General features: G+C 63.9%; 26 protein-coding genes and 3 pseudogenes. 16 read left to right on the top strand and 13 right to left on the bottom strand.

The window, feature by feature from the left end:
• The first annotated feature begins 29 nt into the window (after positions 1-29).
• Positions 30-437, top strand: coding sequence for an Hsp20/alpha crystallin family protein (locus tag BM013_RS29465; protein WP_093131676.1), 408 nt, complete (start codon positions 30-32; stop codon positions 435-437).
• Between the two features lie 66 nt (positions 438-503).
• Here the strand turns inward: BM013_RS29465 and BM013_RS29460 are convergent, their stop codons facing one another.
• The 4 genes and pseudogenes from BM013_RS29460 to BM013_RS41395 form a co-directional block, all read right to left on the bottom strand.
• Positions 504-707 carry a hypothetical protein gene (locus BM013_RS29460; protein ID WP_093131674.1) on the bottom strand — a complete coding sequence of 68 codons (204 nt, stop codon included), beginning with the start codon at positions 705-707 and terminating at the stop codon, positions 504-506.
• 100 nt (positions 708-807) lie between these two features.
• Positions 808-1,193, bottom strand: a pseudogene (locus BM013_RS29455) (low affinity iron permease family protein).
• A gap of 150 nt (positions 1,194-1,343) precedes the next feature.
• Positions 1,344-1,577 (bottom strand): hypothetical protein, encoded by a 234-nt coding sequence (locus BM013_RS29450; protein ID WP_093131672.1) that lies wholly within the window; start codon positions 1,575-1,577, stop codon positions 1,344-1,346.
• A gap of 445 nt (positions 1,578-2,022) precedes the next feature.
• Positions 2,023-2,184, bottom strand: coding sequence for a hypothetical protein (locus BM013_RS41395; RefSeq protein WP_177225595.1), 162 nt, complete (start codon positions 2,182-2,184; stop codon positions 2,023-2,025).
• Positions 2,185-2,321: 137 nt separating this feature from the next.
• On the opposite strand from BM013_RS41395, the gene BM013_RS41960 reads away from it, so the two are divergent.
• The 6 genes from BM013_RS41960 (at position 2,322) to BM013_RS29430 (ending at position 5,500) form a co-directional block, all read left to right on the top strand.
• Positions 2,322-2,567, top strand: coding sequence for an alcohol dehydrogenase catalytic domain-containing protein (locus BM013_RS41960; protein WP_371281142.1), 246 nt, complete (start codon positions 2,322-2,324; stop codon positions 2,565-2,567).
• Positions 2,489-2,854 carry an MDR/zinc-dependent alcohol dehydrogenase-like family protein gene (locus BM013_RS41955; protein WP_256221769.1) on the top strand — a complete coding sequence of 122 codons (366 nt, stop codon included), beginning with the start codon at positions 2,489-2,491 and terminating at the stop codon, positions 2,852-2,854. Before BM013_RS41960 ends, BM013_RS41955 begins: the two co-directional genes overlap by 79 nt.
• Before the next feature lie 79 nt (positions 2,855-2,933).
• Positions 2,934-3,185 (top strand): hypothetical protein, encoded by a 252-nt coding sequence (locus tag BM013_RS41950; RefSeq protein ID WP_256221768.1) that lies wholly within the window; start codon positions 2,934-2,936, stop codon positions 3,183-3,185.
• Positions 3,186-3,411: 226 nt separating this feature from the next.
• Positions 3,412-3,957, top strand: a complete 546-nt coding sequence (locus tag BM013_RS29440) for a CinA family protein (RefSeq protein ID WP_093131670.1) — start codon at positions 3,412-3,414, stop codon at positions 3,955-3,957.
• Between the two features lie 58 nt (positions 3,958-4,015).
• Complete coding sequence (locus BM013_RS29435) at positions 4,016-4,369, top strand: hypothetical protein (protein ID WP_093131668.1); 354 nt, start codon at positions 4,016-4,018, stop codon at positions 4,367-4,369.
• 921 nt (positions 4,370-5,290) lie between these two features.
• A complete protein-coding gene (locus BM013_RS29430) occupies positions 5,291-5,500 on the top strand; it encodes a hypothetical protein (protein WP_093131666.1) in 210 nt (69 codons plus the stop codon).
• A gap of 33 nt (positions 5,501-5,533) precedes the next feature.
• On the opposite strand, the gene BM013_RS29425 is transcribed toward BM013_RS29430, so the two are convergent.
• A complete protein-coding gene (locus tag BM013_RS29425; RefSeq protein ID WP_093131664.1) occupies positions 5,534-5,785 on the bottom strand; it encodes a hypothetical protein in 252 nt (83 codons plus the stop codon).
• 558 nt (positions 5,786-6,343) lie between these two features.
• On the bottom strand, positions 6,344-6,841 hold the full coding sequence (locus BM013_RS29420) for a DUF2934 domain-containing protein (RefSeq protein ID WP_177225610.1): 498 nt from the start codon (positions 6,839-6,841) through the stop codon (positions 6,344-6,346).
• Positions 6,842-6,843: 2 nt separating this feature from the next.
• On the opposite strand from BM013_RS29420, the gene BM013_RS29415 reads away from it, so the two are divergent.
• Positions 6,844-7,374, top strand: coding sequence for a DUF4142 domain-containing protein (locus BM013_RS29415; protein ID WP_093131662.1), 531 nt, complete (start codon positions 6,844-6,846; stop codon positions 7,372-7,374).
• 80 nt (positions 7,375-7,454) lie between these two features.
• Here BM013_RS29415 and BM013_RS41945 read toward each other — a convergent pair whose 3' ends face one another.
• The 3 genes and pseudogenes from BM013_RS41945 to BM013_RS42265 all read right to left on the bottom strand — a co-directional run.
• Positions 7,455-7,730, bottom strand: coding sequence for a hypothetical protein (locus tag BM013_RS41945; RefSeq protein ID WP_256221762.1), 276 nt, complete (start codon positions 7,728-7,730; stop codon positions 7,455-7,457).
• Between the two features lie 28 nt (positions 7,731-7,758).
• On the bottom strand, positions 7,759-7,893 hold the full coding sequence (locus tag BM013_RS41940; protein ID WP_256221761.1) for a hypothetical protein: 135 nt from the start codon (positions 7,891-7,893) through the stop codon (positions 7,759-7,761).
• A 47-nt stretch (positions 7,894-7,940) separates the two neighbouring features.
• Positions 7,941-8,164 (bottom strand): annotated as a pseudogene (locus BM013_RS42265) (ferritin-like domain-containing protein); the annotation flags it as partial.
• A gap of 709 nt (positions 8,165-8,873) precedes the next feature.
• Here BM013_RS42265 and BM013_RS42260 point away from each other — a divergent pair.
• From BM013_RS42260 to BM013_RS29380, 5 genes are all read left to right on the top strand, one after another.
• Positions 8,874-9,083: a hypothetical protein gene (locus tag BM013_RS42260; RefSeq protein ID WP_093131658.1), complete on the top strand. Its 210-nt coding sequence runs from the start codon at positions 8,874-8,876 to the stop codon at positions 9,081-9,083.
• Between the two features lie 111 nt (positions 9,084-9,194).
• Positions 9,195-9,545, top strand: coding sequence for an RNA recognition motif domain-containing protein (locus BM013_RS29395; RefSeq protein WP_093131657.1), 351 nt, complete (start codon positions 9,195-9,197; stop codon positions 9,543-9,545).
• Positions 9,546-10,271: 726 nt separating this feature from the next.
• Entirely contained in the window at positions 10,272-10,499 is a 228-nt protein-coding gene (locus BM013_RS29390; RefSeq protein ID WP_093131656.1) for a hypothetical protein, read from the top strand.
• 942 nt (positions 10,500-11,441) lie between these two features.
• Positions 11,442-12,278: a hypothetical protein gene (locus BM013_RS29385; RefSeq protein ID WP_143098400.1), complete on the top strand. Its 837-nt coding sequence runs from the start codon at positions 11,442-11,444 to the stop codon at positions 12,276-12,278.
• Positions 12,279-12,508: 230 nt separating this feature from the next.
• Complete coding sequence (locus BM013_RS29380; protein WP_143098399.1) at positions 12,509-12,751, top strand: transposase domain-containing protein; 243 nt, start codon at positions 12,509-12,511, stop codon at positions 12,749-12,751.
• A 40-nt stretch (positions 12,752-12,791) separates the two neighbouring features.
• Here the strand turns inward: BM013_RS29380 and BM013_RS29375 are convergent, their stop codons facing one another.
• Positions 12,792-13,973, bottom strand: a complete 1,182-nt coding sequence (locus BM013_RS29375) for a serine hydrolase domain-containing protein (protein WP_093131702.1) — start codon at positions 13,971-13,973, stop codon at positions 12,792-12,794.
• Positions 13,974-14,537: 564 nt separating this feature from the next.
• On the opposite strand from BM013_RS29375, the gene BM013_RS29370 reads away from it, so the two are divergent.
• Both BM013_RS29370 and BM013_RS42255 read left to right on the top strand, forming a co-directional pair.
• Positions 14,538-16,109 (top strand): methyl-accepting chemotaxis protein, encoded by a 1,572-nt coding sequence (locus BM013_RS29370; RefSeq protein WP_093131653.1) that lies wholly within the window; start codon positions 14,538-14,540, stop codon positions 16,107-16,109.
• Between the two features lie 749 nt (positions 16,110-16,858).
• Positions 16,859-17,119, top strand: coding sequence for a hypothetical protein (locus tag BM013_RS42255; RefSeq protein WP_371281135.1), 261 nt, complete (start codon positions 16,859-16,861; stop codon positions 17,117-17,119).
• 17 nt (positions 17,120-17,136) lie between these two features.
• On the opposite strand, the pseudogene BM013_RS42250 reads toward BM013_RS42255, so the two are convergent.
• From BM013_RS42250 to BM013_RS29355, 3 genes and pseudogenes are all read right to left on the bottom strand, one after another.
• Positions 17,137-17,515: pseudogene (locus tag BM013_RS42250) on the bottom strand (transposase); the annotation flags it as partial.
• 331 nt (positions 17,516-17,846) lie between these two features.
• Positions 17,847-18,851: a GGDEF domain-containing protein gene (locus BM013_RS29360; RefSeq protein ID WP_256221760.1), complete on the bottom strand. Its 1,005-nt coding sequence runs from the start codon at positions 18,849-18,851 to the stop codon at positions 17,847-17,849.
• 1,520 nt (positions 18,852-20,371) lie between these two features.
• Positions 20,372-21,271: a LysR family transcriptional regulator gene (locus tag BM013_RS29355; protein ID WP_093131649.1), complete on the bottom strand. Its 900-nt coding sequence runs from the start codon at positions 21,269-21,271 to the stop codon at positions 20,372-20,374.
• A 99-nt stretch (positions 21,272-21,370) separates the two neighbouring features.
• Between BM013_RS29355 and BM013_RS29350 the strand changes: the two genes are divergently transcribed.
• On the top strand, positions 21,371-23,344 hold the full coding sequence (locus tag BM013_RS29350) for an alkyl/aryl-sulfatase (RefSeq protein WP_093131647.1): 1,974 nt from the start codon (positions 21,371-21,373) through the stop codon (positions 23,342-23,344).
• Positions 23,345-23,637 lie beyond the last annotated feature (293 nt).

The raw sequence follows: 23,637 nt of genomic DNA, 5'->3' as shown, positions 1-23,637 counted from the left end.
AAACGTCGAAACACAAGGAAGGATAGATCATGAACAGCGACATTCAAGCAACCGGCCGCTCGGCTCGCCAGGACTCTGGCGTTTCCGACAACGCCCGCTACGAGGCATCCGCGCTCACGCCGCCAGTGGACGTGATCGAGGACATCAATGGCATCACCTTGTACGCGGACCTGCCCGGCGTGAGCCGCGAAGGACTGAACCTGCATGTGGAAGCCTCGACGCTGACCATTGACGCAGAATCGGCCCTGAAGGTCGCCGAAGGCTTGAAGATCAGCCATACCGAAGTGGCACTCGGCCGGTTCCGGCGCGTTTTCACGCTCAGCAAGGAGTTGGACACCGAGAAGGTCACAGCCGAGTTGGACCAAGGCGTGCTGACGCTGCGGCTTCCCAAGACGGAACACGCCAAGCCGAGGAGGATTGACGTCCAGGTGGCCTGAGCGACGGCCGATCGAGCGCCCTGGACGATATGCGACGGCGGTGGTCTTTCGGCCAGAGCAGCCATTTCAATCGAGCCTTCGGCTTGGCGGCGTCCCTCGTGGCGAGGAGCCGGCGACGAGCGATCCGCTCACTCGCAAGGGGGGCGGCAGGCCGTTCTCCTGTATCGGCGAGGGGTCGCCGCCGGGCGGCAAATTGCCGGGTCCCTTCGCGGGATCCCGGATGCCGTAGAAGAACAGCGCCCGCCGCAACACTGCCAGCAGCGTCCACATGAGGCGGCGGCCGATGTCCCCGTCGCTATGCCAGTGCCCGAGTTGTCATGCTTCGATGCCATGGCTGATTTGCGCGGGCGAACTGGCAGGTCAAGTCGAGTCAACGGGAGGCTGCGATGCCCTTGGCATGTTTACGCCGGCAACGCTCGGCCTGAGTTCGCTCCAGCGTGGCGTCTCTCCGCTTGGCGGCGGCCTCGCAGCGTTCGTGCAATGCGGTCGGTTCTTCGTCGGTGAGTTTTCAGTTCGTCCAGCTTCGTCTGCAGCGCCACGCCGTCGCGGTTCTGTGTGTTATGGATCAGGAGCACCATCAGCAAAGTGACGACGGTGGTGGGCGGTGTTGATGATGAGCTGCCAAGTGTCTGAGAAGCCGAAGAACGGCCCTGCCACCACCCATGCGATGACCACGGCACTGCACACCAAGAAGGTGAGGGGGCTTCTCGCAACGTGCGCGATCTTGTTTGAGAACTGGACGAATAGGCGGTCCATGGATAAAGTCGAAGTTGCTCATGCCGCCAAGCGTGAGCGCCGCCCCGATGCCCCATGCGTCGGGCGCTGCGCAAGGGCCTTCGCGAACATCCTGCAGAAGGGCAGGTGCGCGTGCCAGGGTCGACTCTGGCGGTTGTTCTCGTCCTGTCCCTACCGTGCTGCGCTGCCATTGCGCGACGATGCGCGTGCGGCGAGCACGTTGCGCCCGGCGAGGGTCAATGCCCGCACTTCGCCGAACTGGTCGCCGTCGTAGTTCGGCGGATAGAAACGCGCCTCGACATGGCCCGCGCCGGCCAAGCGTCGCAGGCGACGCAGCTTGGTGGGCGCAGTCACGAACATGGGCAGCCGGCACGCGGCCAGCTTGGCAAGGTATCGGTGAGACATGCGGCAATTCCTTTTGCACGTTTTTCGGCAGGCCACTGCGGCGAGTTGCCGTGGGCGCGGCCTGAATTGTCGGCGCGATTAAGCGCGCCTTCGGGATCGCGCTTGCGCTCTTTTGCTTTACTGGCGGTCGGCCACCGAGGGCAGCACCTTGGAAAGCATCGTGTTCATCACCGCCATGCCGCCCACCCTCACGTCGCTCCCGCCGCGGCACCACATCAATGAAGCCCTTCCCCATGTTCGGAGGCCGAGTGCATGCCCTGCAGCGAAACCGCTGGGTGCAACACTCCGCTGCCCCCGTTCACCAGCGTGCCGTCCGCCAGCTTGAGGTAGGGCAGCGCGCAGAGGCATCCGTTCACCACGCTTCCAGGAGCTGATATCGAACAGGGGGCGGTTGTCGGCCTCGCTCACCTCGCGAGCCGGCGGGTAGATGGAAACGCCGCATCATTCACCCAGTGTCGATGCGCCCGTAGTGGCCCACTGCGAGCAGCGCCTCGCAGTCCAGCTTCGCACGCACGGCCACGTCGGCTTCGGCGGTGATCGTACGGCCGCCCTGTGCGCTGATGTCGTCGGCCAGGCGGCGCAGCAGCTCGCCGCGGCGCGCGACCACCACAAGGCTCGCTATGAATTACCGAGGGCCTACCGCGTGCGCGCCGCACACAAGGCCGAGCCTGAGATCGAGCATCCTGGCGACGCCATCGTGCCCGACACGCGCGTGGGCACTACCTTCGGTCACGAGTTCACCGGGTGGTCGAGGCGGTCGGCTCCGCCGCACAGCACCTGAAGCCCGGCGACCATGTGCTGGTGCCGTTCAACATTTTCTGCGGCAATTGCTACTTCTGCCAGAAAGAGCTTTACAGCAACTGCCACGACACCAACCCCGAGGCCATCGCAGTGGGCGGCATAACGGCTACTTGCACACCACCGGCGGCTACAACGGCGGACAGGTCGAATACGTGCGCGTGCTTATGGCCGACGTCGGGCCCACGGTGATCCGGTCCGACATGACCGTCGACGATGCGGTGCGCTTGACCGATGCGCTGCCCACCGGCTACCACGCCGCGGAGATGGGCGACACCGAGGAGGGCGACACCGTCGTGATCTTCGGCGCGGGGCCGATCGGCATCTTTGCAGCCAAGTCGGCGTGGCTGGTGGGCGCGGGCCGTGTGATCGTGGTGACCACGTCGAGTATCGGCTCGACTTCGTGCGCCGCTACGCGCAATGCGAGGTGGTCGATCTCAAGCAGGTCGGCGACATGGCCATCCACGTCAAGAGGATGACCGACGGCCTCGGTGCCGACGTGTGCATCAATTGCGTGGGCTGCGAGGCCGCGGGCTCTTCGCACACGGACTACTGGGCATGAAGCTCAAGCTGCAGGGCGGTGCGGCGATCGTGTTGCACTGGTGCATCAACTCGGTCCGCAAGGGCGGCCGCGTGTCGATCGTGGGCGTATACGGGCCGACCTTCAATGCGGTGCCGATCGGCAACGCGCTCAACAAGGGGCTTACGCTGCGCATGAACCAAGCGAGCGTGAAGCGGCACATCCTGCGGCTCGTCGAACACAGGTTGGCGAAGCCGGAGTTGGTCTCGCTCACGCGCACGGTGTATTGAAGTCGCTTGTTGTGAGAGAACATGAGATAGCTCCTGGGTCGATGGTTGGTTGAAAAAATGTCGGGAAGCGTTAAAGCAAGAGAGCCGCACCGTGCAGTGCACATGCGAGCCACCCCGATGCATTTCGCGGCAAGCGGCATGCCGGGCACCGCATGCGCGGCGACTCCTCGCAGGATCAGTCCTCGTCCGACATGGCGCGCCGCGGCGCGTCCCTAGGTTGGAACACATGACCGCGAACGAGATCCCAAACGAGGCTGGCAATGACCCTGCGCCCGGCCATCGGAAGACTGTCGAATACCTGAAGCGGCGCGCGCTCATGGTGGTCACGGCCGAGTCGTGCACCGCCGGCCTCATCGCCTCGCGCCTGGCCGCCGCGCCTGGCGCGGGCGAGGTGCTGGAGTGTGCGTTCGTCGTTTACGACCCGAAAGCGAAGCGGCGCTGCTTGGGCGTGCCCGCCGAGGTGCTGGAGCGCCACAACCTCACAAGCGAGCCGGTGGCACTGGAGATGGCACGCGGGGCATTGCGCCACAGCGACGCGGGCGTGGCCGTCGCCAACACCGGCGTGGCTGACGATTCAGATCCCGAGATCGCGCCGGGCACTCAGTGTTACGCCTGGGTGTTCCGCGACGCGCGCGGCCTGCACGAGTTCACCGAGACGCGCGTGTTCGATGGAGAGCGCAACCAGATCCGCGAGGCCAGCGCGGACTATGCGCTAGGCCGCATCGCCCACTACCACGCGCAGTGCGACGCGCAACACCGTTCTGACGCATAACGCCAGCGCTTCATGCGAAGAACAGAGAGAGAGAGAGAGAAAGAAAGGGAAACTGCCCATGACTTCCTTCACGGACAACGACCGCGAGCGATGCCGCGTCGCGCTCGATGCGTGCGAGGCCGTGCTTACGGCCGACCTGCGCACTGCCGCCCCTGAACTGCCCGATGCGCGCAACCCCGGAGGCACCGAACATGCGCACGCTGCGGCCAGCGACCCAGTAGACCTCGCCGACGAGCGGCTGCACAAAGGCTTGCGCTGTGCGGCGGCCGAGCGCGACATAGGTGAGTTGCGCGAGATCGATGCGGCCCGCGCGCGGCTGGACGCGTTGCCCGCCGCCGCACGCTGCATCGCATGCCAGGGGCGCTACGAACAGGCGCATCCGGACGAGGTGCAGCTTCCGCCGGACCTCTGAACACACACCCGCGCTCCAACCCCATGTACGATGCCTCGCCGTCGGAGGCGGGGCCCGCCGGCCGCCGTTTACCTCGCGCGGTTCCCGCGCTCCGCGGCGCTGCTCGATGCCGGGCAGAGCGGTGTGGCGCGCATTGCGCAGTCGCACAACCGTCCCGGCGCGGCGACGGCGTGTCGGGCGTCGCGTTGCGCGACATGCTGCGGGAAGGATCGGGCCGCCATCCCCGGGGCCGGATCGACGGCTTTGTGGAAGCCGTCGAGCGGCGCGGCGAAGAAGGGGTTTTTGCTGTGCATGCGAGGCGCGCGCGCTCGAGGCCTTCTGATGCTGCTCGCCACGGGTGTGACCGATGTTCCCCTGGCTATGCCGCATATGGGCCAGGCGCTGCACACCGGCACGCTGCGCTACGCCCGGTGTGTGCGATGCCTCCTAGGTCGTCGGCCAAGCCCATCGGTGTAAATGCGGACGGCGAGGGGGCGTCGGCGAGGCACTGTACCTGCTCCACTTCAGCGCCGACATAAAGCTCTTCGTGGCCTTCGGCGCGCAGGCGCAGCAGCCGCCTCTCGGTATCCGCTGCAGCGATGCGCCCATCGAGGCCCTCCGCCGCGAGCGCACCCGGGTGCCGTGACGCATGCGGGCGGCCGGCGAGGTGTAACCCGCTCTACGCTACTGCGCGCTCGGCGCGGCGGCGCATTGGCAGTTCGCGGCCGACTTGGGCGCCGGAGCGGACCAGATAGTGGTGGCGCTCGGTGGCGCCGCCATTGCGGCCTCGGCGATGCACCGCGCGCTGCTACCGGACAGGCCGCGCTGATCGAACTGCTCGTCTTCGGCCGCGGCCTGGCACCCCGGTTGCCCCGCACGCGATGGCGAGCCATTCCGGCCCGCGCCAGCACCGCGAGGCATTCGCGGACACCGAAGGAACCCATGACGTCGATCGATCACGATGCACCCTTGCGCCCGCGGCGCGGCTCTGCCGGCATGGACGCCGAGCGACGGCGCGAGATTGCGCGGCTCCGCGGCCGCGCCGCTCACGAACTCAGCCGTGCGCACGAGTTCGCGCCCGAGGAAGCCCGCGAGGCACGCGCCAAGAGCCTGGGCGCGGCCGAGGCGGAAAGCGGCGCGCTCGGCCCTTGACGCCGTCGGCAGGGCGGGTGGTGTTGCGCCGCGTCAGTCGACGGGAATCGCCGCGCGCAAGACTTTTAGCTCGAAGGAGCGCGTCAGCACAGCGTCGAAACCCGCGGCGCTGCTGGTGCCGGGCAGGCCCCGCGCTGCCACCGTATCCTCGATGGCGATCAGCCGCCCATCGGAATTGGCGTCGCGTGCCAGCCGGGCCAGCGAGCGGGCTTCGTCGGCCGAGGGGCGCCGATCGACCACCGCAAAATCCGGCTGCTCGCGCATCAGCACTTCGTAGCCGGTCACGGTATCACCGCGAAACCGATCCGGTAGCCCGCATGCGAGAGCTGCCCCCGAGCCGTGCCAGCAGGCGCACGTCGTCCGAGACCACGCGCGCTCGTCTCCGATGGTGCTGTGCCGTGCGTGGATCGTCAGTTCTTCGATGCGATCGGCGAGCTTGCGCGCCTGTCGCGCGACCCCGCGCCGGCCTTGTGCAGCACCGCGGGCGGCGAGTCGTGACGTTCGAGCACCTCGGTGGCGTCGGACATGGCGGCGAGTGCATCGCGTGCATCGTGCGTGCAGCGATCGAGTCGGGGTGAGGGCGCGAAGAGACGTGTGCGAAGGCGAATTCATGGCGAGAGGAACGGCGGAACAGGTCGCGAAGCTCCCGCACGTGGTTTGTGTGCCGTGTTCCGGTGCGGTATCCACGCGACGCCGAGACAGCGACGGCGCGGCCAAGCGTGGGCGCCAGTTTTGCGGCAAGTGTTGCCGGCATTGAAAAGCACTTACAGCGGACGTGCAGGGTGGATGACACGCGCGGCGCCGAGCGCCCACCACCGTATTCATCGAGCGAAAGGACTAGGCTCAGCCCTTGCGGCCGTCGACCTGCGATTCGGCATCGAGCCAGTCCTGCACCTCGTCGCCGGGCTCGCCGCGGCGCACGTAGGCGTCGTAGGCGTCGTAGGCGGCGCGGTGTATGCGGTCCTCCCTGGATGCCGGGGCCTCGCCTTGGACCTGCTGCTGCTGTTGTTGCTGCGGTTTGGATGCGTCAGACGAGGGCTGCGGAGCCGCTTCGTCGCGCTCGTGGCCAGGGGCTGCTGGTTTCCTGGGTTGCTTACGCCGCCGCCGCTGCTGATCTTGGGCATGGTGACCTCCTGAATGTGCGCCGTTGAACACGCGGATCAACCTACGCAATTGCGGTGCCACCGCCGTCGGACAAGCGCCCGATTGCGACCGATGAACGCGAATACTGCAAAGTGCCGCGCGGGAGAATTCCTGGCACATGGTTTTGATCTTTTTCCTACAGCGAACGCGATGGCGACCGTGCGAGCCTGCGCCTTCGATCAACTCCGTGGAGCGCATCCATGACCTTGTCTTCCCGCCATTTCGCAGCAACATGTGCAGTCAGTTTTTCGTTGCTGTCCGTCTCGTCCGCCTGGGCCGCCGACAAGCTCGCGGCCACCGACGCCTCGATGCTCAAGGACATCGCCCAAGCCAACATGGCCGAGGTCGAGACGGGCAAGCTCGCGCTCGCGAAGAGCTCCAACGCCGAGATCAAGAAGTTTGCCCAGATGATGGTCGACGAGCACACCAAGGGCCTCGCCGACGTGAAGACGCTCGCATCAGCCAAGGGAACCGAGTTGCCCGACGGGCCGGACGTCAAGCACAAGGCAGTAGCGCTCGAATTCGAGGCGCTCTCGGGCGAGATGTTCAACAGTCGCTATGTGAAGCAGGCGGGCGTGGGCGACCATGAAGCCACCGAGACGCTGCTGAAGAAGACGCAGGCCGATGCAAAGGACGCGGACCTGAAGGCGCTGGCCAGCAAAATGCTGCCGATCGTCCAGGGGCACCTGCAGCACGCGCGACAACTGGTCGCCACCGCCGAAAAAAAGTGAACGCACTGCAGCGTGCGGAATGAAGGTCGAGCGCCTCGATCCCGAGGCTCCGCCCTCGATTCGATTGCGCGTCTGTGCAATCAGTGCAGAAGCGAAGGCCCCCGCATCTCGGTGCCAGTGAGGCCGGCCACGTCGGGCGGCTCGAACACTACGCGCGCGGCGCCCGTGTTCGCATGCACGAGCAAGGCGCGCTCGCGCAAGAGGCCCGTGAAGGCGGCGAGCGTCGAGAGTTGGTCGATCAGCTCGCCGCCGGCCAGGAATTCCAGTGTGGCGCGGGTCACGTGCACTAACAGCCGCCAGTGGTCGAGTAGCCAGATGCTGAACTCGTAGCCATCGCCTTGGCGGTAGTCGGTCATGCGAGCCCGCCCTTTCTTTGCAGCCCTCTCAGGCTGCCGCTTCTTCGACCTGCGTGGCTTGGGCGAGCAGGTCCGACCGTCGGTCGGCGGTCTCCTCCTGCGCGAGACGGACCTCGGGCAGCGGCACGACATCGGCAAAGCCCGGCCCTGCGCCACTAGGCATGGCGACGGGTAGCCGGCGATTTGGTGGTCCTCGACTGTCTGCGCAACGCCGTTGAGCGCGGCATTTGGCACCGGCCCCTTCTCGATCTGGCCGATCAGCGACATCATCTCTCCGACCAGGCTCTCGATGCCGTTGCACTTGATGCGCTTGGGCTTGACCCGCACTTTGGCAACCGCTCCAAGCGCTCCAGTGGGGGCCGCGTTTCCTGCAGATGTTTTACGAAGGCCTGCTGAAGTTCGGGGTCGCTGGCCGCGCGCGCGAGCTTCGGCAGCGGGCGCGTCCTCCGCTTCTCGGCGTTGTAGGCGTCGGAAAATTTTGCACGGGAAGATCCTTCGCGGACCTGACTGGCATGGATGGCGACGTCGCTGAGGTGGGGGTTGAAAGTGCAAAGCTGGTGGCTGCTCCGCGGCGCGCACGTAGGTCATTTGCGCTTCGATTCGACAGTGCCGAGGCGTCGGCCGCCGGAGGCTTCAACGGAAGTTACGTCTGCGACCAGCAGGTGCGGATTGGCCCTCGCCCAGGAAACGCGACTTGCAGCGCACTCGCCTTGTCAGGCCCGTCCTAGAGGCAGCGCGAAACCGCGGGCCGGAAGGTGGCCATTTCTAAGATGGGTGCGGGATTGGCAGCGCGCTCGACAAAGTCGAGCTAAGCCATTTGCGAGAGGTCTCGGGGAGTCCGCCGGACAGACCCGCGTAGCCGCGGGTGTCGTGGCGGCAGCGCCCTAGTTAGTCAAAATTGAAATAACAACCGTTTCTTAAATGCGATTTTGTGATATATTAAGCTTGTCGCGGTTTTGGCGTTAGGTAGTCAATTGCCAAGATGCCTGCGTAGGGGTGGAATGCCTCTATTGAAGGCCGCGTTCGCGACCTTTGTCGCCGGTTGGTCTGTAGAGCTGCAGCCGATCGAGTTCCAGATGCTCAGCGCGGGTTGCCACAACCCAGCGATCCTGAATGAATTAGATTCCCAATACCGCCATTTCCATGGGCAAATACGTCGTTTTGCCCGCGACACACCAGACCGACTGTGGTCGTTTTCGCGCCTCTTTCTCTGTCCATCGTTCCCGGGATAGCGACAGCCACTGCCGCGTATTCCATTTCGATAAGGCCTTTGCCTCGCGCGAAGCCGCGCGGCTCTTCGCAGTCACCCAAGGCTGGCTGCAGACGAGCATGCCTACCCTCCCTGCGCGCTGAAGACCGCTACAGCCAGATCCCAATCCTTGCCAATCGGTGCGAGCCTCCGATCCGCAATCTCTTTTCCAACCGCACGGCATTCGTTGCGACTTCATTCAGAAAGGCTCTTTCATGAGCAAAAAGATCTACGTGGGCAACCTGCCCTATTCCGTGACCGATTCCAGCCTGGAAAGCAACTTTGCCGAATTTGGCGGCGTCTCTTCGGCCAAGGTCATGATGGACCGCGAGACCGGTCGTTCCAAGGGTTTTGGCTTCGTGGAAATGGCATCAGCCGAGGTCGCTCAAGCCGCCATCGCCGGCTTGAACGGAATGTCTGTCGATGGACGCTCGATCGTGGTGAACCTGGCCCGCGCACGCGAGGAGGGCAGCGGCTCGGGTGGTTACAGCGCGGCCGGCTACAACACCAGCAAACGCTCGGACATTGGCTATGGCACTGGTGGCTTCGGCGGTGGGCGTTACTGAGCACGGTAACTTTCTCCGAAAAAAACCGGTCCTTCTCGGCCGGTTTTTTTTCGTCCCGTTTGCGGCGGGATGTGTTCGCACCCTTGGGATCTACCCTTTTAAGCCGTCCGCGGCGGGAAGCAGCCGATGTCGCCGCGTGCAACGGAAGCGTCGGAGTGCCGATGTGCCCGGTTTCTAAGCAGCAGATCGAGCGTTATCGTTTTTTTATGCGCCGCCGACCTGGATGTTCTCGCGCGCTGACAGCGTGCTGAATGCGTTGCCGGGCTGCGAGACGAAACCCACGCCGCGGCTGCGGAGAATGTTCTGATGCACGAGCAGCCGTGCCGAAGCCGCTATTGGTGACCCCGGCGCAGGGAGCTTCAATGAAGGGATCATCTGGCAATCATCGTTTCCCTGCCAAGGCGGGGTACGCATCGGCGGAGGCCAGAACTTTTGAGGTCACAGAAGACTATTCAGCGTCAATTGCGCGCTGTCGAGCGCTTTCTCGATCGCGCCAGCCATAGGGCTGGGTGGCCCACGCCATGACGAGGCGCTGCCTTATGTCGGTGCGCGTCCATGGCTTGCCGGTGTTCCACATATGCCTCGTGGCACCAGGCCGCCATGCGGCGTAAACAGCCCGGGCACCGGCTTTGCGCTGTGTCACGCTGAACTGGAGCTCGCCGCGACACCGCAGCGGCGCAGCGCCTGGAATCCTCCTATCATTTCGCCAACGGTGAAAGGACTGAGATGGTGCCCCAGACGGCGGGAGAAGAGATTTCGGTGGTGTACGACGGGGTGACCTACACCGCCTCGTGCCGCGCGGCTGACGGCATGGTCACGGTGAACTCGATGGCCTTCGGCTCCGGGACCGCGAACGCCGGCTGGGCGCCCCGCGTCATCGCCCGCCTGATGCTCAGGCAAATGCTCGACCGGGCGAAGCACAGTGGCGCGCTCGCACAGCGCCACATCTCCTGACGCTGCGCGGCGGTGCAGCCGCGCGAGGAGCGTCGGGCGCCGTGGCGTGATCAGTCAAAGCTGATACGCCCGGCCTGCGCGGGCACCCGAGGCGCAGGGAAGCGCTGCGCTACACGTCCGAGTACTTGCTGGCCTTGTGCGGCCGCCTTCGGCATCTGGGCGATTCCGAGCCTCTGGGCCTGGGCGCCTGGCGCGGGGTGCACCCAGTCACGCGGCCGATGCTTGGTCCCGCCCGCCAACAGGCCCAATCCAACGAGAGTCCCAGGCAAACGCGATCTGGTCGAGGACGCCAAGCGGGTGAAAGTGCAAGGGCGAAGCGCAGTTGGTGCGCCAGATCAAGGCGGGTCAGACCGAGGAGGCGCGCGATTAACCGGCCAGGGAGCTGCTACCTCTCAAGACCATCTATCTGTCGGCCGTCGGAGCGTACTCGCGCACCCAGGTGCAAGGGATGGAGGAGTTCGCGTCTGAGGCGGCCGGGTTGGCCTGTTGACGTCGCCGTCGGTTCTCCTCGGCGCGAAGGACCTTTCGTTCCTCTGGCATGCAGTTGGAACTGCTGCGAGCAACCCTTAAAGCCCTCGGAGGATTGGCTCGACGCAGGGTTTTGTCATACGGGGCGACCGTATGCAAAAACTCGAGCGCTTCTGATCAGACGGTTGCACAGAATGATTCGAAGAATGCGCCTGCCGGGCCGCTCGTCCCGATTGCGTGGGCGGTTTGCGAAGGGATTCAATTTTCTTCGGAGAGTGCCGATAAGCAGTCAAGAGGAATCTGCGCTGCGGCCTCGCTTTCCAAGCGTGCCGGCCCTGCAACGCTATCGTTTGCGAGGTGAGCGGCTTGTCAGTTTTGATGCGAGATTACGTAGGGCCCAACGGCAACGCCGGATGGACCTGCCAAGTGACCGGCAGGGTCTTTCATGCGGATCGTGCTTTGGAGACACCGCTGATGCAGACAGGCCGCAGCGACGCCTTGGGAGTGCGCAGCGCCAGCATTGCAGCGCCCCGAATGACGTCGACTGCCGCAACACATCAGCGTTTTTTCTTGCGCGACGCGGCTGGCAAGGAGCACTTCGTTGATTGGTGCGGGCCATCCTTGTCGGCACGACCCGGCAACCGGATTTCGATCATGTGGGGAGGGAAGCGCAACAGCGACACGAGAAAATTTCTGATCGCGGCGAATCTTGAGACGGGGGATACCCAACCGAACGCAGACGGTCTCACCGCGTTTGCTGTTGATAGCAAGTTGCTTCGTCCCAAGCATCGGGTCTGGTTCGTCGCAATGCTGGCGTTCGCGGCATCGATGCTGATCTGGTTGAGCCTGCTTGGCGACGCGGTGAGAAGCCGGGCGCACGAAGTCCAGGCGCAACGTGTGCAGCGCATAGCCTACCCCGTGCCAGAGGTGGACCAGGTCGCACTCGCGCGCGCTGAGCGAAGAGTGGACGCGGCCAAGGCGTCTGGCATTAGCCAAGAGCAGTTCGCGCATCTGTCGGCCGAAATGACAGACGCACGGTCCAAGATTGCTGATGATCGGGAGCGCTTCCACAGGGCACGAGCGAAAGAAACTCCACTGGAGTTGAACGCCTTGGGTTTTCTTCTGACCCCCGCCGGGCTCACCTATGCTGCCTATCTCGGCGTAATTTGGCTTCTTGCGTGCATCCCGGCCGTATTCGTCGAAAGAGCGCTGTTCCATGAAACACGCGCTGCCGAATTCAGCAGAGGACGAGAAACGATCCAAGCGGGCTTGGCTAAGCTTTTCAGGGATGGATATTCGCTGCGGCTCTGAGCGGTCACAGCCCTTGAGGCTCTGCAGGCGAGGCGTCGGGATCGCTGACGAGCGAGCAACGCTTGGCCCGCAGGAACATCGTCACGCAGCCGCTGTGGGAAGAGCTGCACACGTGGCGGCAACTGGAACCTGCCCGTTTGGACGGCGGCAGTGCCACAGCCAAGGCCTGAACTACAGCTTGAACGCTTGGGGGCGCGCTGACGCGCAATCTGCTCGAAGGCGAGGTGAACGTGGACAACAACCATTGCGAGAATCTGATTCGGCCATGGGCGCTCGCAAGAAAAGCATGGTTGTCCGCAGGCAGTGAGCCGGCCGGCCAGCGCGCCGCCATGGCCATGAGTCTCGTGCAGCCAGCAAAGATCAACGGTCACGACCCGCACGCGTACCTTGACGACGTGCTGACCAGACTGACCACGCATCTGAACAGTCGCGCATCGACGAATTGCTTCCACACAACTTGCGGCGCAGATTGAAGGCGGCTTAGGGGCCCACGACCGGTACGCCGCGGCGAACTCATTTCGCTCCCACGCGGCAGGGTGCTGCGGCCAACATTCGCGCTGCGCGCAGAAACGCCACCGGGCTGACCCAGCTGACGTTCCAGTTGTCCGCGATCGGCACTTGGCGCTTGTGCGCTATCACCATCTGCCGTTTCGGCACCACGAGGATGTACTGACCATGAACACCCCAGGCCATGTAGGCACCGCTCAATGGCGAGTCCCGCGGCTCGTCCAGCAGCCACCACAAGTACCCGTAACCGAATCCGCGCCGCGCTGTGTGCGGTGGATGCATCTCTGCGGCGGGCGTGGTCTGCCGCGTCATCCGTTCGACCCAGTCGGCCGGCACGAGCTGCTGGCCTTTCCAGTTGCCCCGCAGCAGCATCAGGTACCCCAGCCGCGCCATGTCGCGCGTGGACAGGTAGAAGGGATAGGCCAGATGCTCCGAGCGCCGCGTGTCGCCGCTGCGTGCGTGGCTGGCCAGGTCGAAGTCCTCAAGCTGAAGTGGTGTGGCCAGATCGTCCGAGAAAGCCTGGTAAATGCTCCGGCCAGTGAGGCGCTCGAAGGCTGTCCCCGCGGCGTTGAAGTCCCAGTTGTTGTAGAGGAAATAGCTGCCGGGCACGTGCGACCCTCGTGGGGGCGCGGCTGCCGCGTCGTCTCCGCCGTTGGCGGCCGCGTGATAGACGCCCGACCGCGCGGCGAGCAGGTCGCGCAGCCTGGCCTGCCGCTCGATGGGGAGCAAGCCGCCCACGTCGTCGATGCCCAGGTCGGCAAGCGTGCGGTCGAGGTCGATAGTGCCGTCGGCCACGTACTTGCCGTACATCATTGAAAGCACGCTCTTGCGCACGGAGAACACGATGCTGACGCTCTGTACCGGCCCCTCGCTGAACAGCACGCGGCCATCCTGCACCGCCATGAGAGCGGTCGTGTCCAGCGTGCGCAGATAGCTGCGGGTGGCGTCGAGTTCACGGCGGCAGGCGCTGCCCGGTTGAGGGTCAGGTGCCACCGCCCAGGATGCTTGCGGAAAGACCACTGGCGCAGCAGGAGTTGCAGTTGTGCATCCACTGACGAGCAACAGCGCGAAGACGTACGTGAAGCACAGCAACCATTCCTGCTTGGGGCGTCCTCGCTTTGCGCATTCCTTTTCGACGAGCTGGCGTGAATTTTTGGCGAGAGCGTTCTCGAGAATCAGATGAGGCATGAGAGCCGCCATTCTCGCGAATCGGAGGCGCAAATTGCTTCGGCGGCCGTGAGCATGCCGATTGCGACGAACAACGCCCTAGGAAATGCCGCGAGTTCCTAGTTGTGGAGGACTGCCGAAGCCTGCGGCTCGGAAAGCTATCAGTAGGTCAAGGTGGGATGGCTGCTCGCTTACTGATGAGATTCACCGGACCAGGTCGACGCTTTTCGGGCATCGCAAGGAAATGCTGTGGCGTGCGCCACTGCGCAGACTGCCAGAGGCCGCGGCAAGTGGAAAGTTGCATGCGCAAAAGCACCGCGACATGCGATGCCAGTGCCCAGGAACGGTTGCGACTACGCAATCGCTTCGTAGACGGCCTAGTCACCTCGCCTTGGAGCCCGAACTTGGCCGATTGTGCGAACCCGGCGAGTGCGCCGCCGGCTGTGCGAGACCTGATATTTGCCATCGCACTTGAACCGCGCGGCCTTCAAGTCTTGGCGCGACGACCGATAACCTGGGTGTTGATGCGGTGCGTGGACGCCCGAAAGCCGCATCGGACTCCCTCACCTGAATAGCAAATTGGCCATGAACCTTCGAAATTTCAAAATCGGCACTCGCCTCGGCGCGGGATTTGCCGCCATATTGTTGCTCCTGATGCTGGTGTCCAGCGTCGCGATTCTGCGGCTCAACGCCGTGGCGAATTCCGCATCGGTGATGGTTGACGAGGCATTGGTCAAGGAGCGTCTGGCCATGCGGTGGGCCAACCTTCTCGGGCCTAGCATCGTGCACTCTTTCGGGATGGCCAAGGCCACTGACAGCGCCAATGAGGCCTATTTCAAGAAGAACCTGACAGAGGGGGTGGCCTCGATCAATCCAGTTCAGGAGGAAATGGGCAAGCTGCTCACCGCGCCTGAGGAGAAGAGGTTGTTCCTTGCCGTGGTGGAGGCTCGCAAGACGGTGCTCGCACATTTGGCAACCATCAGCCAGCTGAAAGCCAGTGGAGACGCCGAAGGCGCCGGCAAGCTCGCTGACACCCAATACCAAGCGGCGCTGACGGTTTATGGCAAAGCCGTGCAGCAGATCGCCGACAGCCAGCGCGTCCAGATCGACGCCAAAGCCGAGGAAATCCAACAGATCTACCGCAGCAGCCGCGAGGTCGTGGTGGGGATCTCCGCCATCGCGCTGCTCATCGGGGCGCTGTTTGCCTGGCGATTGACCGCCGGCATCGTGACGCCGCTGCGTGACGCTGTCAGCTTGGCTCAGACGGTCGCTTCCGGCGATCTCAGCACCGAGATAGCCTCGCACGCGCGGGACGAGGTAGGTCAGTTGCTCACCGCGCTCAAGTCGATGAACGACAGCCTGTCGAAAGTGGTCGGGGAAGTGCGCCAGGGCACGGAAATGATCGCCAGTGCCTCGAGCCAGATCGCTTCCGGCAACCAGCACCTGTCATCGCGAACCGAGCAGCAGGCGAGTGCATTGCAGGAAACTGCTGCCTCCATGGAGGAGCTGACCTCGACGGTCAAGCAGAACGCAGACAACGCCCGCCAAGCCAATCAGCTGGCAGTCTCAGCTTCCGAGGTGGCAGTGCACGGAGGCACTGTCGTAAGTCAGGTCGTGGATACCATGGGAGCCATCAACACCGCCTCGCGCAAGATCGTTGACATCATCGGGGTCATCGACGGCATTGCATTCCAGACGAATATCCTGGCGTTGAACGCGGCAGTGGAAGCCGCGCGGGCAGGCGAGCAGGGTCGAGGGTTCGCGGTTGTCGCAGCGGAGGTGCGCAACCTCGCGCAGCGCTCCGCCACAGCCGCGAAGGAAGTGAAGGGACTTATTGCGGCTTCCGTGGGCAGTGTCGAAGCGGGTGCCCAGAAAGTGGCCGAAGCTGGCAAGACAATGGAAGCGATCGTCGCGAGTGTCCTTCGCGTGACCGATATCATGGGTGAGATCACATCCGCAACCCAGGAGCAGACCTCGGGGATCGAGCAAATCAACCAGGCCATCACGCAGATGGACCAGACCACTCAACAGAATGCTGCGTTGGTGGAAGAGGCGGCCGCCGCGGCGGCCTCGCTTCAGGAGCAGGCGAGCAGCCTTCTACAACTGGTAGACGTCTTCCAGCTGGAGCAAAGCCCGCGCGAAACCCATAATGCCTAGAACGCTCGCACTTCGTTGCGTCGGCGTCAGCGTATTCGTGCAGCTCTGACGGGCCCTGGTTGAGCGGGCTGCCTGCGATTGTGCGGAACGCCACGAACTTTCGTGGGGGTTACGTCGCCGGCCGGCGCGCCGCCATTTCGACACACCAACGACCCAAGGCGGTGCGCCAAGCGAATTGGGCAGGGCTCGGCAGAAGGCGAAGAACAGCCGATCGGCCGAGGCTGTGTGGAAGCACCTCCGGCGCTCCAGTGCGCCTAACATTCGCATGGCCAAGGCCAAGGCCAAGGCCAAGGCCAAGGCCAAGGCCAGGGCCACCGGCAGTCTCGCAGGCCGTCCTTCAATCGTAGACGGGATCGGACGGATTTGGAGCCCGGCGGTCCTCTGCGCGCCGTCGAAGCGACATAAAGAGGCTCACGCCCCACCAGCCGCGCCGCTTTCATTATTCTCCTCATGCTCAGGATGGCGATCACTCGCATTTGGTTGCATGCCCGCCCATGCACGCTCATCTTGGTCCCCACATACGCCAGCGTCTTCGCCGGAAGTGCGTCGACCCCATCCAATGCTTCAACGTCGCGAAGACATGCTCCACGGTGCACCGTCACAAGGTCATGGCCTCTGCCTTCTTGTCCGGGCGCTGCCGCACACGCTCGAGCACCTCTTCATCTTTCCATGGGCGGATGGGTCTGTCGTTGCCTGTCGTGCGGTGGCCGTTGATCGCGCACGTGGGGATAGGCGCTGGTCCAGTAGAGATGGGCATCGAGCCCATTTTTCTCCAGCGTCCTGAACTGGCAGAGGGCTCGCTCACCCGCAGGGCACTGGTACTCATCGTCCTTCGCGATACAGATGAAGTCGCTCTTGTCGAAGCGACCCGCAGCCTTGGCGCTCGAGTCATGGGCTTGGGTACGAAGGCGGTGATGTCCACGTCCTCGCAGGCCTTGAGTTCGGTGCAGTTGAAGCAGCCGTGGTCGGCGAAGGCCTGCAGCTTCTTCGTGTCCGTGGCCTCACGTTAGGCCTTTCATCCGCGGGACAATAAGACGCCGCGTTTGCAGACATTGCGGATTCCGGCGCGGTTGTTGTGCGGAAGTCTGCGATGGTCTTGAAGTCGGGTGCCAGGCGGCCGGTGAGCCACTTCAATTCGACGTTGCGCTGGGCTTCGCGTTCCGGCGACGGCTGGACCGGATGCGGTTCAGATAGCCGTAGATGTAAAGCTTGAGCAGCACCCCCGGGTGATACGCCGGACGGCCAGTAATGCTGGACCCGTACCTTTAAGCCCGGCCCCTGAAGATCCAGTTCCTCGACGAAGACGTCGACCATGCGCACCGGGTTGTTTTCGCCGATATAGTCATCAAGACGCTCGGGCAGCAAACAACTTGGTGTCGGTCTTCGCCTTCGATGACTCGCTTCATGGGCACCACGCCGAGAACGGTGCCATGATTTATTTGGATGACTGCCTACGGCGAAGCGTTTTCACACAGCCTCGGCCGAAAGCCGAAGCTAGCCCGGAGCTTCGGCCTCTTTGCCGCAATCCTTATTCGCAGCCGCGCCACACGCCTCAGCCCACCGGATGCCGCTGCGGTTGAAAGGGCGGCACATTTTCGGGCAGACATGCGCGAAGGTGCTGCCGCCTGCCCTTCAGGACGTGCGGCGTCTGCCGGAGTTGTGCGTCGGCGGCTTCGTCGTCTGTCAAGGTAGCACGTTGGGGCGCCGTGGCGCACACGCAGGCTGGCGCCGACTTGATCAGAACCAGCCCTCGAAGTGGCGTACGCGGTTGCGGCCGTCCCGCTTGGCGACATACAGCGCGCGGTCCGCGCGCGTGAGCATGACGTTGGGAGAACCATCTTCGTCAGCCGCGGCGGTCGCGACACCGACACTGGCAGTCACTTTGACGTCGGGCCAGGACGCGTCCTCGAGCGCGCGCCGCAACTGCTCGGCGCGTTGCTGGGCGGTCCCGGCATCCATTCCTGGCAGCACGACGCAGAACTCTTCCCCCCCGAAGCGTGCGGCGAGGCCGTCGTGGCCGATCTGGTCACGGATGATGGCCGCGGCCTGCACCAGCACCCGATCGCCGGTGGGATGACCGTGGGCGTCGTTGATGCGCTTGAAATGGTCCAGGTCGATCATCAACAGGCTCAGTGGTGCAGCCTCGTGGACATGGAGATTCCAGGCCGCGTGCAGTCGCCGGTCGAGACTGCGGCGGTTCCACAGCGACGTCAGCGGATCGGTCATGCTTTCGAGCTCCAAGCCGGCCATGGCTTGGCGCAGTTCGAGTTGCGCTACGACTTGTCGGGCGAGCGACTGCAGCGCCTTGCGTTCGGGCGCCGCCAAGGCGCGCGGCTCGCGATCGATCACGCAGACGGTGCCGATCGGAAGCCCGTCCGCCGTGACCAACGGTGCACCCGCATAGAAGCGGATGCCGGGCTCCCCTGTCACCAGTGGGCTGCCGGCAAAACGCGGGTCCAGTTGGGCATCCCGCACCTCGAACACCTCGTCCGGCTGCAAGATGGCGTGGGCACAAAACGCGAGCTCGCGAGGCGTCTCGCTGACCCCCAGCCCGACACGCGACTTGAACCATTGGCGGTCCTCGTCGACGAGCGAGACGAGAGCGATCGGCGTCTTGCACACGGCCGACGCAAGCGTCGTGACGTCGTCGTATGCCTGCTCCGCGGCGGTGTCGAGCACCTGGTAGCGGTGCAGGGCCGCGAGGCGCTGGTCTTCATTGAAGGGCTTGGCGGCACCAGCCATGACCAAAGCGGTAGGTTCATCCGAGGCAGTGTCTTCAGGGACAGGGTTCGTACTCTGGTTCAACGTAGATTCCTTCTTGCTGGCCCCGCTGGAACCTCATGGTCGGCGGCAGTGTACATGGCCCCACACTAACCTGGCTCGTTGATCCCGCGCTTCGGCCCGTCCACCAATGTGGTCCCGCATGGGTGCCACGGCTGCTTGTGATGCGCTGAAATAGCGAGGGCCGTGCGACGCACCAGGTCGGAGCTGCGTTGTGCGTCATGGGCCGTATTCCACCTTGCACGCGGCATCGCAAAATTGACGGCGACCAACGACACGACCTTGCGCATCGATGATTGACGCGCCGGTCTAAATGCCACCCACGGAGTACTCGTCTTCGGTGCGCACGACGCCGTCGATCCCGGCCGCCGTGAGCCGCCCCTTGAATGCGCTGCGGCTCGTGAGTGTCGTCGCGTGTGCTGCACCAAGTCGCTGGCGTCAAGTACCGCCCCCACCTCTCTTCGGAGAGGGTGTACATCATGGACAGGCCCAGTCCCGTGCATTACGCTGGCAGGCGCGAGCAGACGATGATGCCCGGGACGAGAACGTTTCGGCTGATGATTCGCTGCGCAAGAAGATGTCGATTTCGTCAGGCACGTAAGGTTGCAAACCTCCTCCTTCATCTGGCCCGGTTGCTGAAAGACGGGGCGGCGCGGCTGGCGACGCCGTTGGATGCGAGGTAGTGATGCGGAATTCGAGAAGATGGGGCTACAACTCGGCCTGCGCGTTTGCGGATGTTTTTTGAGGTGGCCCAACGCGACCAGCGTGAAGGTGAAGCGCTGAGTGGCACCGAGGTCCAACTCGGCGAGGCCACAAAGGTTGGAAAGCGAAATCGCGTCGCGGTCCGTCGAAAGCGACCGCGACCTTCGTCGCCTTCTCGACCGATCGCATGTACAGCGCGGATTCGGCATCTGGCTTCGGCTTGCGTTTTTCTTCGGCCGTCGCTGGCTCTTCTGTCGCAACAGGTTGTTTGGTGTTCATGCATGAGCGCATCGCGACACCTGCTAGGCGTCAGTTGTGCGCTCCCCTGCTCGAATGCTGCACGCAGGAGGCGGGCGGCTAGGCGTATCGATGCGTCACCGGATTGCAGGGAAAGCTGTTGTAGGCAGTGCGTTGGTTTGCCTCGCCCCAAGATGAGTGGGCGTGGATTTCAGCAGCGAAGTTAGGCCCTGGGCGATGGCCATCGCCTCCTCAGGCCACCTCCCAGCGCAATGCCTGGCGCTGCCACTACTCGCCGTCTCAGGGAAGGGTGACGAGGCTATTCACCCGTAAAGAACGGCAATGGATTTCACTGACGTTTTTACAGCGGCATTCCAGTCTTCCGAGCGGAATGATTCGATGCGTACGCGCACTTGCAGGACGTCATACCGGCCCAGGTGTACGCCGTGAAGCATTTCAGACCATTTCGCGGCGGCGTCGTGCGCCGCGTTCGAGGTGCAGCTTCGCGATGCGCGCCGGTCGGCGGGACAGATCGCTCGCGATCAGGTCCCCGCCCGTTCCATCAGATCAGTCACCAGACGGGTATAGACACGCGCCGCGGCCGACAACGTGCGGCCCGCCGGCGTGACGATGCCGTAGTGCGTGAGCATGCGTGGCAGACCGTCGATGGACAGCGACTTGAGCGAGGCGATCTCGCTGTTGAGCGAGGGCGCGTCGGGCGCGAGGATCACCGCATCGGCGGTCAGTGCAAGGTGCCGCAGCGTACCGGGGTCGTCGCACACGAGGTTGAAAACGGCGCGCTCGTTGCTCCGTGAGAGAGCCTGCACACGGGTTGCGACGGCGTCCGGCAAGTTGGGTCCGGCGATGGGATACGCCATCGCGTCGTCGAGCGTCACGCGCTTCTTGCGGCGCAGCGGATGCTTTGACTGAACGAAAAAGGACACGGGCACGTTTGGCAACCGCGAAATATTCAGTTTCGCGCGATTCTTCAAGTCGCGCGTGTCGCCAATGAACAGGTCGATCTGCCTTCGATCGAGTCGCTCGCACAGCGTCGCTGTGTCGGCCACCTCCATGCGCACCGACAGCTGCGCATGGCGCTGTGCGATCAAAGACAGCGCGGCGCGCCCGATCATGCTGGCCGCGAACGGTCCGACCCCGATACCAAGGTTGCCCAGGTCCAACCCTTCGAGCGCGCGCACGTCGCGGCGGATGTCCTGCGCGCCGGCCAGCAAGTCGCGCGCGCGCGCCAGCACGAGTTCGCCCGCCTGCGTGAAGCGCACGCTGCCGTAGGCACGGTCGACCAACCGTGCCTGCAACGACTCTTCAAGGCTGTCGATGCTGCGTGAAAAGGCGGGTTGCGACAGGTGCGAGGCCTGGGCCGCGCGGCCGAAGCTACCCTGCTCGGCTAGGGCAACGAGTTGCTGCAGTTGACGCAATTGCATTTTGCATTTGTTGGTAATTCGAGGAGCCTATTTTGCATTTGCCATTCAATCGGCCGCTAAACAAAATCCGGCTTTCCCCGCTTTCCCGGAGTTTGAACCATGCGACGTGATCACGCCCTTCTTGCCATGTTCGTTGCCGCCGCCTGCACGCTCGCGTCAAGCGCCGCTGCCGCCCCTTCCCTGCCACCGCAGCCCGCCACCCTGAAAGCCAACGCCGCGCTCGCTAAGACGCTTCCTTTCTCCGACCGCCAGGACTTCGAGGACGCTCAGCGCGGCTTCATCGGCACCGTCCCCGATGCTCTCGTGACTAGCGCCGACGGCAAGCGCCCCGCCTGGACGATGCAGCCGTACGAGTTCCTCAAGAGCGATACGCCCGCCGACAGCGTCAACCCCAGCCTTTGGCGGCAGGCGCAACTCAACGCCATCCACGGCCTGTTTCAGGTCAGCGACCGTGTGTATCAGGTGCGTGGCTTTGACCTTGCCAACATGACGATCATCGAGGGTGACAGCACGCTCATCGTCGTTGATCCGCTGCTCTCGGGGGAAACTGCGCGGGCGGCGCTTGCCCTGTACCACGCGCACCGCCCGTACAAGCCTGTGGGCACCGTTATCTACACGCATGGCCACGTCGACCATTTCGGCGGCGTGCGCGGCGTCATCGACGAGGCGGCCGTCAACTCCGGCAAGGTCCAGGTCATCGCACCCGCGGGCTTCATGGAAACGGCCGTGGCCGAGAACATTCTTGCGGGAAATGCGATGAGCCGACGCTCCCAGTACCAGTTCGGCACCTACCTGCCGCCCGGCGTGCGAGGGCAGGTCGACACGGGGCTGGGCAAGGCGTTGGCGCGCGGCACGGTGTCGCTCATTGCCCCTACCTCCAGCATCGTCAAGCCTGTTGAGCAACGCACCATCGACGGCGTTCAGTTCGAGTTTCGGCTTGTGCCGGGCTCGGAGGCACCGGCTGAGATGCTGATCTACCTGCCGCAGTTCCGCATACTCGACATGGCCGAAGACATCACTCACACCATGCACAACCTCTATACCCTCCGCGGCGCTGAGGTGCGCGACGGCAACCTGTGGTCTAAGTACATCGATGAGGCGCGCGTGGCATACGGCGAGCGCACCGACGTCCTCATGGCGCAGCACCATTGGCCCATCACGGGCAGCGCACGCGTAATATCGCTGATGAAGAAACAGCGCGACATGTACAAGTTCATCAACGACCAATCGCTGCGCTTGCTCAACCGCGGGTACACCGCGAACGAGATCGCTGAAACCTTGCGTCTCCCTGCGAGCCTGGAAAACGAATGGTCCGCACGTGGCTACTACGGAACGCTGAGTCACAACGCCAAGGCGGTGTACCAAAAATACCTTGGCTGGTACGACGCCAATCCGGCCAACCTCAATCCGCTCCCGGAAGGTCAATCGGCGAAGAAGACCATCGAATACATGGGTGGTGCCAAAGCGGTGATCGCTCGCGCGCGAGAAGACTTTGGCAAGGGCGAATACCGATGGGTGGCCAGCGTGATGAATAACGTGGTCCGAGCGGAGCCGTCGAACCGTGCGGCGCGCGAGCTGGGCGCTGACGCCCTCGAGCAGCTGGGCTACCAGGCCGAGGCCGGCACATGGCGCAGCGCCTACCTCGTGGGCGCAATGGAACTGCGTAGCGGCGTGCCAAAAATTTCCGTTGGCAGCAGCGCCAACGGCGACACGCTCAAGGCCGTGAGCAACGATCTGTTCTTCGACTTCATGGCAGTGCGCCTGGACGCGGTCAAGGCAGAAGGCAAGCACCTCGTCATCAACTGGAACTTCGCCGACTCGAACGAGCAGTTCGTGCTCACGCTGGAAAACTCGGCACTCACGCACATCGCTGGCCAGCAGGCCGACGCTGACGCCACCTTGACGCTGACCCGAGCCGTGCTCGACGCGGTTACGCTCAAGCAGACGAGCTTTTCCGAGGCCATGCTCACGGGCAAGATGAAGGTCGCCGGCGACCGCGCAAAGCTGGCTGAACTCATGGCCATGCTTGACACCTTCGAGCCCATGTTTCCCATCGTCGAACCGAAACCATGAATCGATCTAAAGACAAGATGGCCGCAAGCGGCTCTTTGTATCGACCTCAGGACTTGGGCATCGGTTGGAACAGCGCGCAACGGGTGACGAAATCGCGTCTAGGGTGTCTGTACGCCGCTCCATCACGTCCTCGCTTGCGCATCGAACTGACGAGCCGGAGGCCATCCGCACGACGTCGCTCGCGGAGCGCTCCACTGTCAGCGACAACCGGCCGTTGACGGGGTACCTGCGCAAGACCACAGCGGTCGGGAATGAACGCCCTGCAATGTGCGCACGGACCAGCGCGTGCTCGA

This window comes from Variovorax sp. OK605, assembly GCF_900115445.1.
Classification (GTDB): domain Bacteria; phylum Pseudomonadota; class Gammaproteobacteria; order Burkholderiales; family Burkholderiaceae_C; genus Variovorax.
This window is presented reverse-complemented; position numbering and strand designations above follow the sequence as displayed.